Source organism: Candidatus Phycosocius bacilliformis (genome assembly GCF_003112735.1).
In the GTDB taxonomy this organism is placed as follows: Bacteria; Pseudomonadota; Alphaproteobacteria; order Caulobacterales; family Aquidulcibacteraceae; genus Aquidulcibacter; species Aquidulcibacter bacilliformis.
Map to the genome: position 1 here is coordinate 352,800 of NZ_BFBR01000002.1, position 12,468 is coordinate 365,267.

Annotated in this window: 12 protein-coding genes; 10 read left to right on the top strand and 2 right to left on the bottom strand. The window is 57.7% G+C overall.

The window, feature by feature from the left end:
- Positions 1-59: 59 nt before the first annotated feature.
- Positions 60-698, bottom strand: coding sequence for a LysE family translocator (locus PbB2_RS04975; protein WP_192576172.1), 639 nt, complete (start codon positions 696-698; stop codon positions 60-62).
- 290 nt (positions 699-988) lie between these two features.
- On the opposite strand from PbB2_RS04975, the gene rpsF reads away from it, so the two are divergent.
- From rpsF to PbB2_RS05025, 10 genes are all read left to right on the top strand, one after another.
- The gene (gene rpsF, locus PbB2_RS04980; RefSeq protein WP_108984177.1) at positions 989-1,366 is read left to right on the top strand and encodes a 30S ribosomal protein S6; all 378 of its coding nucleotides are present in this window, start codon (positions 989-991) and stop codon (positions 1,364-1,366) included.
- A gap of 2 nt (positions 1,367-1,368) precedes the next feature.
- Positions 1,369-1,626, top strand: coding sequence for a 30S ribosomal protein S18 (rpsR, locus tag PbB2_RS04985; protein WP_108984178.1), 258 nt, complete (start codon positions 1,369-1,371; stop codon positions 1,624-1,626).
- Between the two features lie 12 nt (positions 1,627-1,638).
- Positions 1,639-2,214 carry a 50S ribosomal protein L9 gene (rplI, locus tag PbB2_RS04990; protein WP_108984179.1) on the top strand — a complete coding sequence of 192 codons (576 nt, stop codon included), beginning with the start codon at positions 1,639-1,641 and terminating at the stop codon, positions 2,212-2,214.
- A gap of 221 nt (positions 2,215-2,435) precedes the next feature.
- Positions 2,436-4,256 (top strand): ATP-binding protein, encoded by a 1,821-nt coding sequence (locus PbB2_RS04995; RefSeq protein ID WP_108984180.1) that lies wholly within the window; start codon positions 2,436-2,438, stop codon positions 4,254-4,256.
- A gap of 95 nt (positions 4,257-4,351) precedes the next feature.
- Positions 4,352-5,842 carry a replicative DNA helicase gene (locus PbB2_RS05000; protein WP_108984181.1) on the top strand — a complete coding sequence of 497 codons (1,491 nt, stop codon included), beginning with the start codon at positions 4,352-4,354 and terminating at the stop codon, positions 5,840-5,842.
- Positions 5,835-6,914: an alanine racemase gene (alr, locus tag PbB2_RS05005; protein ID WP_108984182.1), complete on the top strand. Its 1,080-nt coding sequence runs from the start codon at positions 5,835-5,837 to the stop codon at positions 6,912-6,914. Before PbB2_RS05000 ends, alr begins: the two co-directional genes overlap by 8 nt.
- A gap of 36 nt (positions 6,915-6,950) precedes the next feature.
- A complete protein-coding gene (gene radA, locus PbB2_RS05010) occupies positions 6,951-8,411 on the top strand; it encodes a DNA repair protein RadA (protein WP_108984313.1) in 1,461 nt (486 codons plus the stop codon).
- Positions 8,408-9,103 carry a CvpA family protein gene (locus PbB2_RS05015; protein ID WP_108984183.1) on the top strand — a complete coding sequence of 232 codons (696 nt, stop codon included), beginning with the start codon at positions 8,408-8,410 and terminating at the stop codon, positions 9,101-9,103. Before radA ends, PbB2_RS05015 begins: the two co-directional genes overlap by 4 nt.
- Before the next feature lie 20 nt (positions 9,104-9,123).
- The gene (gene purF / locus PbB2_RS05020) at positions 9,124-10,617 is read left to right on the top strand and encodes an amidophosphoribosyltransferase (protein ID WP_108984184.1); all 1,494 of its coding nucleotides are present in this window, start codon (positions 9,124-9,126) and stop codon (positions 10,615-10,617) included.
- Positions 10,618-10,748: 131 nt separating this feature from the next.
- Entirely contained in the window at positions 10,749-11,504 is a 756-nt protein-coding gene (locus PbB2_RS05025; RefSeq protein ID WP_238164858.1) for an SDR family NAD(P)-dependent oxidoreductase, read from the top strand.
- Between the two features lie 98 nt (positions 11,505-11,602).
- On the opposite strand, the gene PbB2_RS05030 is transcribed toward PbB2_RS05025, so the two are convergent.
- Positions 11,603-12,463 carry a glycosyltransferase family 2 protein gene (locus PbB2_RS05030; RefSeq protein WP_108984186.1) on the bottom strand — a complete coding sequence of 287 codons (861 nt, stop codon included), beginning with the start codon at positions 12,461-12,463 and terminating at the stop codon, positions 11,603-11,605.
- Between the last annotated feature and the right edge of the window lie 5 nt (positions 12,464-12,468).

Sequence of the window (12,468 nt, forward strand, 5' to 3'; positions counted from 1 at the left end):
GCTTCGCGTTAACCGCGCACGGCTGATTAGGCAAGTGGGGCCACCTGCGGGCAGTCGCCTCAGCCTTGCCCCAACCCTTCCCACGCCAGCCAAGCCGCAATGGAAAGAAGGGCCAGGGTGAAGAAGATATTGAGCAGAGTGCGACGTTGGCCTGCCTGCAGCCACGGGCTCAGCCGGGCGGCCGCCAGCACAATGACCACATGCACGCCTGTTGCCACCCCAACATGAATAAGGCCGAGCCATAGGCTTTGCAGCCACACAGGACCTGCTGCCTCATCGGTAAAGCGCGGCAGCAAGGTGACATAGAATAATGCAGCTTTTGGATTGAGGAGATTGAGGGTCAGGCCTTGGGCAAAATGGCGCAGCCGATGGGGGGCTGCATCTTCAGGAGGCCCGGCTGCTTGCGGCCGCGTCCACAAACGTTCGAGCCAAGGTTCACAGGCGAGATAAACCAGATAAGCAACCCCCAGCCAGCGCAAACCTGCAAGCAACTGAGGCTGTTGTGCCAGAAGAGCGCCCAAGCCTGCCAAAGCCGCGCACAGATAAAGCGCCAGCCCAGCACCCACACCCAAGACGGCAGATAGGCCAGCCCGCCGCCCGCGCTCCAGCGTCAGGGTCGCCAGCCAGGCCATGTTGGGGCCTGGAGTCAATTCCAACAAGGCAATCACGATGAGGAATTCAAGAAAGCTGGTTGTCATCGGTCTTTTCGCGACAGGGGCTCGAACGGCACACATCTGGGTTTGCCCGCCCCACCCCTCAGATGCAAGCCGCAATGATGGGCGTCCACTGTAGCCAGGGCTTTCTTTTTTCCCTCAGAAGTGCTTTACGGCGCGCTTCACTGATTGCGGTCCGCCCGCATGAGCAACTTCGTGTGCCTAACTGGCCTCTCAGCACGGGGAAGCTGCGACGCGGAACCATCGGGTGGTTTGGTCCCCGCTAAACCATTTGCCGCAATCCCCTGGGGCGCATCAAACGGAAATGGATTCTCATGCCGTTCTACGAACATGTCATTATTTCGCGGCCTGACATCTCGCCGCAGCAAGTCGACGAATTGGTCGAAGGCATCACTGCATTGATCACCGAAAAGGGTGGCAAGGTTGGTAAGGTCGAATATTGGGGCCTGCGCAATCTGGCTTACCGGATCAACAAGACCCGCAAAGGTCATTATTCGCTGATCAATATCGACGCACCGGCCACGGCCGTCCATGAGATGGAGCGTCTTCAGCGCATCAATGAAAATGTCATGCGCTACATGACCATCGCAGTTGACGAATTGGATGAAGGCCCCTCGCCTATTCTTGCCCGCCGTGAGCGGGATGAGAAGAAGCAGCGCGCCCGCACCGAAGCCAACGGGATGGAGTACTGATCATGACATCGAAATTCACCATCTCGAACCTGCCCTCGCGCCGTCCCTTCGCACGTCGTCGCAAAGTGTGCCCCTTCTCGGGCGACCAAGCACCAAAGATCGACTATAAGGATGTGAAGTTGCTGCAGCGCTATTTGTCTGAAAAGGGCAAGATTGTGCCGTCGCGCATCACCGCTGTCAGCCAGAAGAAGCAACGCGAACTCGCCAAGGCGATCAAGCGCGCCCGTGTTCTGGCGCTTCTGCCCTATCACGTCGTTTAAGGAGACGCAGACATGGACATTATCCTGCTCGAACGCGTCGGCCGTCTCGGCGGCATCGGCGACATCGTCTCGGTTAAGCCAGGCTATGCGCGCAACTATTTGTTGCCGCAAAAGAAAGCCCTGCGCGCAACTGAATCCAACAAGAAGCTGTTTGAGCTTCAGCGTGCGGCTCTGGAAGCCCGCAATGCCGAAGCCCGTGCAGCCGCAGAAGCCGCCTCTGAAGGTCTGGCCGGTCAGGCCTTTGTGCTGATCCGGGCAGCTGGCGAAAGCGGCCAGCTTTATGGGTCGGTGGCAGCACGTGATGTGGCTGATGCGGCAACCGCTGCTGGCTTCCACGTCGCCCGCAACCAAGTCCAAATGGATTCCCCGATCAAGACCATCGGCTATCAGACGGTGAAAATCCGTTTGCACCCCGAAGTCGAAGTCGAAGTCTTCGTCAATGTGGCCCGCACACCTGATGAAGCAGAGCGTCAAGCCAAAGGCGAAAACGTCATCAATTCCCAATTTGATGAAGACCGTTTGGCAGCCGCCGAACAAGCTGCCGAAATCGCCGAGAACGCCGTCCAACTCGACGGCTTTGAAGCCTAAGGCTTTGAGCGTGGCGATTTAGCCTCGCATGAACCGACCATAAAGATCGCCCCGCAGCCCAGCTGCGGGGCTTTTTCATGCCAATTCTGCCGGAAGAGACAGGCGAAGATATTGGCGAACCGACAAGCACTGGTTGATTGATCAGACGCAATCAAGCGTCAAAACAGGAAATCAGAATTACACATAAGAAGAATTTAAGATAATTCGTCTATCAGTTAGCCATGAGCGACGCGCGGGCAACGAGCGAAGAACTTCAGCAGAACGAATTGGTTGCAATCTATGCACCCATGGCGCGGGTCTATGCCCTAATTCTGGGTATATATTACCTGCTGCTTTCTGGAAGTCATTTGTTGATCCTGCAAGGTGCGACAGCCATCATCATGGCCAGCATGGCCGTGAGTTCAGGCCTTTTCATTCTTGGCTTGAGATTTCTTGTCTTACCAAAAGTCGCCCGTCTCGAAACGATCGGATTGACCGTCTTTCTGATCAACGTCACGGCAATCACCAATGTTGTGACCCACGCCAGTTTTGGCGGCGATGAAGTTCAATTCGTTTATCTGCTGATGTTGGCCTTCGGGTCAGCCATTTTGGGACCAACTCTTGGGGTGGTGACAGCAAGCCTGGGTGTCGTGGCACTTGGGGCGGCCTTTCTGACTGTTGCGGGCAGCGAAAGCTTGATTGTTGACAAGATTTTCACCGGGCTGACGGCAGTCTTTGGCGGCTTTGCCGCCGCTACCTTTCTTCACCAGACGGTGCGCAGCCAAGTGGGCTTCCGGGTCAAGTCTCTCGACTTGCTCGAAGTGGTTGAGTGCGAGCGGATGCGGGCTCAGAATATGGCGGACGAAGCCGAGTTCGCCAACCGCGCCAAGACCGACTTCCTTGCCAATATGAGCCATGAATTGCGAACGCCACTCAATGGTGTGGTCGGCATTGCCAATACATTGGCAGCTACCCGGCTGGATCCTGCCCAAAAGGAAATGGTGGATCTCATTGATTCCTCAGGTCGCACCTTAGCCCGGCTTTTGTCCGACATTTTGGATTTCTCCAAGATCGAAGCCGGCAAAGTCGAAATCGAACGCGCGCCCTTCGACCTGAAGGGCGAGTTGGATGCCGCGGCCCTGTTGCTGCAAACCCAAGCCGCCGACAAGAAACTGCAGTTTGATGTCACCTATGGCGAACATGCCCATGGCTGGTTCTATGGCGATGCCACCCGCATCAAGCAAATCGTGGCAAATCTGGTCTCCAATGCGGTGAAATTCACAGATCATGGTGAGGTCCATGTCTTTGTCGACTGGTCAATCGCGTCGGAAATCCTTGAAATCCGGGTTTGCGATACCGGGATCGGGTTTGACAAAGAAACCGGTCGCCGACTGTTCCAACGCTTCATCCAAGCAGACACTTCCATCACCCGCCGCTTTGGCGGAACAGGGCTTGGGCTGGCGATTTGCCGGGGCCTGATTGAGGCCATGGGCGGTGGCATGAGTTGGGAATCTGAGCCTGGCGAAGGCTCAACCTTTACGGTGCGTATTCCATTGGAGCGCGAGGCAGCGCCACTGCCGGCCCCAAGTATCGATACACTGCGTGAACCGGCAATCGGTGACCAGACAACCCCACTCCGCATTTTGGCTGCCGAGGATCACCCAACCAATCAAAAGGTTCTGCGCCTGATCCTTGAACCCCTCGGGGTTGATCTGACCGTCTGCGATGATGGCCAAGCCGCCCTTAAGGCCTATCAGGCCGGTCGGTTTGATATTGTGCTGATGGATATGCAGATGCCGATTATGGACGGCCTGACCGCCACGCGCGAAATTCGCAACCATGAGCGCAAAGTGGGCATGAGCCCAACCCCCATTGTTATGGTGACAGCCAACGCCATGCGTCAGCACCGCGACCAAGCCGTCGAAGCCGGTGCCACCAGCCATTTGGCCAAGCCCTTCACGCCCATGTCCTTGATGGATGCGATTGATCAAGCCTTGAGTGAGCAGGCTGAACAGGAGCCGCCCGAGAGCACAACGTCAGAATCGGACGCACATTCGGCCTGATCCATCTGTCCACAGGTGAAAAATTGCTGGGGATATTTTAGACAGCATCTGCGTCGCGTGGATGATTCGCCTGACGACACCTGAGAAAGTGCGCCATGGCTGATGGAAATGTAACACCTTTGGATCCGGCCCGTGCCCTGCGCACGGCCCCGCATAATCTCGATGCTGAGCAAGCCTTGATCGGGGCCATTCTGGTTGACAACCAGGTGACCAGCCGCATCGGCGACATGTTGAAGTCAGTCCATTTCTATGACCCTGTCCATGGCCGCATCTATGACACCATGATCCGGATGATCCAAAAGGGGTCGCTGGCAGATGGCATTACGCTACATGCCAAGTTCAGCCAGGATGGTGCACTGAAAGATATTGGTGGGGCAGCTTATCTGGCCACTTTGGTGGATGCTGCAGCCGATCCAGCCGCTGCCCCCGATTATGCGAAGCTGATCTTTGACTTGGCTGTGCGGCGCGACCTCATCCGGATCGGTTCAGAAATGATGGCCGATGCGAGTGAGCATGAAGACACGATGGAGGGTGGTGCCCGCCTGATCGAAGTCGCCGAACGTAAGCTCTATACTTTGGCTGAGACCGGCCAACTCAATCAGGGCTTCAAAAGCTTTGCGGCTTCGTTGGCGGCCACAATCGACATTACCGCAGCCGCCTTCAAACGCGATGGCCAATTGATTGGGGTGCCCACCGGCCTCAATGAAATCGACCGTATGCTGGGTGGTTTGCACAAATCCGACTTGCTTATTCTGGCCGGTCGTCCCTCGATGGGAAAGACCGCCTTGGCCACGAATATCGCGTTTAATGCCGCCAAGCGCTTTAAGCGGGAAGCCAAGCCCGATGGCAGTTATCAGACCATTGATGGCGGTGTGGTGGCGTTTTATTCGTTGGAAATGTCGGCTGAGCAGCTCACCATGCGTCTGTTGGCCGATTATACCGGCATTGGCTCGGACCGCATGCGGCGCGGCGACCTCGACAAGGAAGAATATGCCCGTCTCCGGGAAGCGGCAATCGAACTCCAAAGCCTGCCGCTCTATATTGATGACACGGGGGGGCTGTCGATTTCGGCATTGGCCGCGCGCGCCCGCCGCCTGCAGCGCCAACATGGACTTGACCTGATCGTGGTCGACTATCTGCAATTGGTCACCGCCTCTGGGTCTAAGCGAAGCGATAATCGGGTCCAGGAAGTCAGTGAAATCACTCAAGGATTGAAGGCCTTGGCGAAGGAACTTCAGGTCCCGATCATTGCGCTGTCGCAATTGTCGCGTCAGGTCGAAAATCGCGAAGACAAGCGCCCTCAGCTGGCCGACTTGCGTGAGTCCGGCTCGATCGAACAAGATGCCGACGTGGTGATGTTCGTCTACCGCCATGCCTATTATCTGGAACGCCAAGAGCCCAAGCCCGGCACGACTGAGCATTTTCAATGGCAGGAAGAGGTCAGTGAAATGCGCAATATTGCCGAGGTCATCATCGGCAAACAGCGCCATGGCCCGATTGGTAAAGTCCGCCTCGGCTTCCAAGCTGAACTGACCAAATTCACCAATCTGGAATCGTCGGGCCGCTACGAGAGCTTGGATGACTGACCCCGTCGCGCGTGCCAGCCGGTTGACCATTGATCTTGGTGCCCTGACCCGGAATTGGGACTTTTTTGCCCAGCACGCTGACGGGGCTGAATGTGGTGCCGTCATCAAGGCCAATGGCTATGGCTTGGGTCAAGATGCTGTGGCGCGGGCGCTGCAGAATGCAGGCTGCAAGACCTTCTTTGTCGCCCATCTCTTTGAAGGGGTCAAAGCGCGCGCCATACTGGGGCCAGAAGCGACAATTTATGTGCTGCACGGCATCATGTCGGACGAAGCGGAGACCTTTTTGGCATCTCACTTACGCCCGGTCCTCAATGATGTTGATCAGGTCAGGCTGTGGCAGGCTGAAGGTCTTGGCCAGCCCTGCGCGCTGCATCTTGATAGCGGCATGAACCGCCTTGGCCTGTCAGAAGATGACCTTGATCGGCTTGAAGGCGATGTGGCTGACCTCAATCTGGCTTTGATCATGAGCCATCTGGCTTGCGCGTCCGACCCTCAGCACCCCAAAAATGGCATGCAACGGCAGGCCTTTGTCCAGATGGCAGCCCGCCTGCCCCCGGCCCCCTTATCCTTGGCCGCATCGGCAGGCACATTGCTGGATGGCGATTATTGCTTTGACTTGGTTCGTCCAGGGATTGGTCTTTATGGCGGTGGGCCCTTCGATCAGGACGCAGTCCCGCTTGAGCCAGTGGTGACGCTGGAAGCCCCCATCTTGCAAGTCCGTTCAGTCGGCCCCGGTGATACAATTGGCTATGGCGCAAGTTGGCAAGCAGACCGGCGGCGTACCATCGCGACCGTGGCTTTGGGCTATGCTGATGGGTTTTTGCGGGCCGGGTCCAACCGCGGCTTTGCGATACTGGCCGGTGCGGTCTGCCCGATTGTCGGCAGGGTGTCGATGGATTTGATCACGCTGGACGTAACGGGTGCGGGCAGAGCCGCCCAAGTCGGTGCTTATGTGCAGTTTCTGGGACGGGCCGCCCCGCTCGACGCGCAAGCTCAGGCCCTCGACACCATTCCCTATGAAATCCTGACCCGATTGGGAGACCGCTTTGAGCGCATCTATCTGGAGCCTTAAGGCGCGGCATTGCGTGCACATGCGGGGGGTATGAGCATGGCCAAGGCGCAAACTGCTTTTGTGTGCCAGTCCTGCGGGGCTGTTCACGCGCGCTGGCAAGGCCGGTGTGAAGCGTGCGGGGCGTGGAATACAATTGTCGAAGAGGCCCGCGAAACCCCACAAAGTCTCAGCCCTGGGGCGCGGGCGCGCAGCAAGGGACCTGGCCTTGCGTTTGAAAATCTGGACGGTATTGCCGTCGCCCCGCCCCGTCTGGTCTCCGGCATTGGCGAATTCGACCGGGTGTGCGGTGGCGGATTGGTTGAAGCCTCAGCCATTTTGGTGGGCGGCGACCCCGGGATCGGCAAATCCACTCTATTGTTGCAAGCCGTGGCAGGTGCGGCCCGGCGGGGGATCAAATCGGTCTATGTCTCTGGCGAGGAAGCCATCGCCCAAGTGCAAGACCGCGCCCGTCGCATGGGCATTGAAAAGGCCCCGGTCAAACTGGCTGCTGAAACCCGTCTGGAAACCATTCTGGATGCGCTGAAACACGAAAAGCCGCAATTGGCGATTGTCGATTCCATCCAGACCCTGTGGACCGAAACCCTAACTGCGGCTCCAGGCACCGTGGCCCAAGTCCGGGCCTGCGCCCATGAATTGGTGCGCTTTGCCAAAAAAGCCGGCACAGTCCTGATCCTTGTCGGCCATGTCACCAAGGATGGCCAGATCGCCGGACCGCGCGTGGTTGAACATCTGGTGGATGCAGTCCTGCAGTTTGAGGGTGAGCGCAGTCACCATTTCCGCATTCTGCGCGGCCTCAAGAACCGATTTGGCCCGACCGATGAGATTGGCGTGTTTGAAATGGGCGATGCGGGCCTGCGCGAGGTTACCAATCCAAGCCAGCTTTTCCTCGACAATCGCGGTCAAGCCCGCCCGGGTAGCGTGGTGTTTGCCGGCATTGAAGGAACCCGCCCTGTTCTGGTCGAAATCCAGGCTTTGGCCTCACCAACTTCCTTTGGCGCGCCCCGCCGCGCGGTGGTGGGCTGGGATGCCACCCGGCTTGCCATGATCCTGGCCGTCTTGGAGACCCGCTGTGGATTGGGATTCGGCGGCCGCGATGTCTATCTCAATGTGGCAGGCGGCCTCAAAATTACCGAGCCTGCCGCCGATTTGGCCGTGGCAGCTGCCCTGATCTCTGCCTTGTTCGACGTGGCGCTGCCGGAAGAGTGCGTGGTTTTTGGCGAGATTGCCCTCTCAGGTGATGTCCGCCCGGTCAGTCGTGCCGATGCCCGCCTTAAAGAAGCCGAGAAGTTGGGCTTTACTCAGGCCTTCCTTCCACGCGCAGCATCAGCTAACAGCAGCGCCAGCAAAATGGCAAAGGCAGGGGGCCAAAACCCCCGACTCGTGGCAGGCCCTGTCGGGGTCAAGCATCGGGTGATTGCCACGGCGGCAGATCTGGTGACGGCGATCACGGGTGAGGAAAATCCAGGGCCAAAGGCTCTGTCGGAGCAGGATGAATGAACGGATTTGATATCGCCATTCTTCTGGTTGTGGCGATCTCAGCTCTCTTGGCCTTTGCACGCGGTTTTGTGCGTGAAGCCCTGTCCATGGCTGCCATGTTCATTGCCATTTTGGCCGTCTTGTGGGGCTTCCCCGTTTTTCGTGAACCCATGCGGGGCATGATTGAGACAGGTTGGCTGGCCGACGCCGCCACCGTGGCGGGCATTTTCATTCTGGTTTATATCGCGGTGCGTGTTGCAACCGGGCGGATCCACGAGTGGATCCATGATTCAGAACCTCTGGGCATTCTCGATCGCACCGCAGGCCTCCTGTTCGGAGTGGCACGTGGCTTTGCGCTGGTGGGTGTTGTCTGCCTGGTTGTCACCAGCATCGCCCCGCCCAGCATGCTGCCCAAGAGATTTGTGGAAGCCAAATTCTATCCCATGGTCATGCTGACAGCCGATGCCTTGAAGCATTTGGCTCCACAGGCTGGTCAAGCGGCAACCAATATGGCGCGCGGGGCTGCAGCCGCTGGAGAGGGGCTGGCCCAAGCGCGCAAAGGTGATACAGGCAATCTTGTGGATTCATCCGTAGACGAAGAACCCATAAAGGATCAAAAGACCCCCGCGTGGGACCTGCCACCGCCTAAGCCAAAGTCTGCAGACCGTCCGTCAAACGATCCCGCGACATCCAACCAGGAGAGCAAGAAATGAAACAGATGCAGCCTGGGCACATGAGCCAATTGGACGGCAAGACGGTCGAAAATGATATTGAAGCCTGGCTCGACCCTTACGAAGATCGGCTGCGCGAGGAATGTGGCGTGTTCGGCATTGCGCACAATGCTGAGGCCGCTGTTTTGACGGCCCTCGGCCTGCACGCATTGCAACATCGTGGCCAGGAAGGTTGTGGCATTGTCACCTTCGACGGGGCCTTGTTCCACAACGAGCGGCATCTGGGCCTGGTTGGCGACCACTTTACCGGCAATGACTTGATGAGCCGCCTGCCCGGCCAAAGTGCGATCGGTCATGTGCGTTATGCGACCCAAGGCGGCACGATTTTGCGCAATGTCCAGCCTTTGTTTGCCGATTTGTCGGGCTCTGGCATCGGGGTGGCCCATAATGGCAATCTGACCAACGCACGAAAATTGCGTGAGCAATTGGTCGAAAATGGTGCGATCTTCCAATCCACGTCCGACACCGAAGTGATTTTGCAATTGATCGCCCGTTCGCGCGCGCCGCGCATGATTGAACGGTTTGTCGATGCGCTGCATCAGATTGATGGGGCTTATGCTTTGGTCGCCCTGACCAATAAGAAGCTGATTGGGGCACGCGACCCTCTGGGCATCCGTCCGCTGGTGCTGGGTGATCTCAATGGCTCGCCAGTGCTGGCCTCTGAATCGTGCGCGCTCGACATGATCGGGGCGACCTTTGTGCGCGAAGTCGAAAATGGTGAAGTGGTGGTTTGCTCTGAAAACGGGGTGGAGAGCATCAAGCCATTCGGCCAGCGCGCGCCTCGGCCCTGCGTGTTCGAGTTTGTCTATTTTTCGCGGCCTGACTCCATCGTAGACGGCAAGTCGGTTTATGATGTGCGCAAGCGCATGGGCATAAGGCTGGCGCAGGAAACCAAGATCGAGGCCGATGTGGTGGTGCCGGTGCCCGATTCGGGCGTTCCAGCCGCGCTGGGCTATTCAGAGGCCTCCGGCATTCCTTATGAACTCGGCATTATCCGCAATCATTATGTCGGGCGGACCTTTATTGAGCCGACCCAACAGATCAGAACCCTCGGCGTGCGGCGCAAGCATTCGGCCAATCGCGGCGTTCTGGCAGGCAAGCGCGTGGTATTGGTGGATGATTCCATTGTGCGGGGCACAACCTCGCGCAAGATCGTGCAAATGGTGCGCGATGCCGGGGCGGCGGAAGTGCATCTGCGGTCGGCCTCCCCTGCTATTCAATGGCCAGACTTTTACGGCATCGACATGCCAGACCGGGACCAATTGATTGCAGGTACCAAAAGTGTGGCCGAAATGGCTGACATTTTGGGGGTGGATTCTTTGGGCTTTCTGTCGGTGGACGGGCTTTATTGGGCTTTGGGAGAAGGCACCCGCAATTCCCATGCACCCCGCTATTCTGACCATTGCTTCACCGGGGATTATCCCACCCGCTTGGTTGATTTTGAGCGTTCCCAATCAGATAAGGACCATCAATTGTCCTTCTTGGTTGAGGCCTGATTGAGGCGATTGCGGCCTTTCCGCCCACGCGATAACAGCAACACGACAATTTCCTGAACCCGATGGCTCCAGCCCGCGCCCCACATGGCGCAGGCGCTCTGGGCCTAATCTGACCTAAAGCGAGACTGATGATGAGCGAGAGCAAGATTGTGCTGGTCACTGGGGCGAGCCGCGGAATTGGCCGGGCTGCCGCCTTGGCGTGTGCACGGGCAGGTATGCAGGTGATTGCCACCGGCCGGGCCCAAAAAGCGCTTGAAGACCTTGATGATGATATTCGCAAGGCAGGTGGATTGCCGGCAACGCTTGTCCCCATGGACCTTACTGATTTTGATGCCATCGACCGTTTGGGCGGGGCTTTGTATCAACGCTATGGTCGTTTGGACGGCCTGATTCATGCTGCTGCCCATCTGGGTGATTTGACCCCGGTGGCCCATGTCACCCCGCGCGTGGGTGAACAATTGATCCAGACCAATCTGACAGCCAGTTGGCGCTTGATGCGTTCCATGGAGCCGCTTCTCATCCAGTCTCCGGCAGGCCGGGCGATCTTCTTCACCTCTGGCGTGGTCGCCAATCCACGCGCGAATTGGGGCCTCTATGCGGCAACCAAGGCAGGCGTTGAAGCCTTGGCCAAGTGTTGGGCCGATGAGATTGAATTCAAAAAAGTGGTGGTCACCATCCTCAACCCCGGCCCTGTGGCCACGGCGATGCGCAAAAATGCCTTCCCCGGCGAAGATCCAGCCACCCTGCCCCAGCCTGAACATCTCTCCAGCCTGATCCTTGACCTGATGGGTGACGGGCCGCATCAGACCGGCCAGACAATCCATTTCCGGCAGACTGAACATTTCAAGGCGTGGCAAGCCGCCCATGGACCTGAGGCATCGGCTTAAGCATATTGAGGTGCTTTTGCCGCCCCTATTGCGCGCATAGGGATTTGATTGAATGATGCTTATCAGGATTTAGGGGCCAACATAGGTCTTGAGCGAGCCTAGCGCGGCGTCGGCTGGCCCAAAAGCGCCCGCAGGGTACCAACAAAACTGCCACCATAACGGGCGCGGCGCTTGGCATTAAAACTAAGCGCGGCAACGAGATATTTGGCCCCATTGACCAACAGACCGGGCAGCGCGTGGTGGGGCAGTCCATATTTTTGCGCCACATAGGCCCGCGACCAGGCCTGACAGGCCCGCATCAGGAACATGCTTTTCAAATTGGCTGTGCTGGATTGGCCGCGTAAATGTGACACCACGGCCTCGTGGACATAGAGGATGGGCAGACCATGATCGGCGACCTTCCGGCACAGATCATCATCCTCGTAAAACAGGAAAATCTCTGGATCAAAGCCGCCAAGTGCCAAAAAAAGGTCTCGTCGCATCAGCATGCATGCCCCAGACAAGGCTGCGACACAGCAATTACCCTCGGGCACAATTTTGCCGCTGACACGGCTTTTCAAGAATGTCGCCAAGAACGAGCGGGGCTGGAAGAAATAACGACCATCGGCTTCCAAGATTTGCGGGCCGAAAATGCCGGCTTCCGGATAAGCGCCAATAGCCTCGATAAAGCGGGCGATGCTGCCAGGCTGGACCACGGCATCTGGATTGATGAACAAGACCCAGTCTGTGGTGGTTTGCTGAACACCAAGATTATTGGCCTTCCCAAAGCCCAGATTAGCACCAGCCTCAACCACAACGGCCCCTGCCTGTTTGGCCAAAGAAACAGTGTTGTCTTGGCTGGCATTGTCCACCACCAACCTGCCCACCCCCTCAGCCTTCAAGGCCGCTAGGCACGGCTGGATAACAGCCTGACTATTATAGGTCACGATAATGGCAGTGATGTCAGCAGGACTGGCCATGGGCA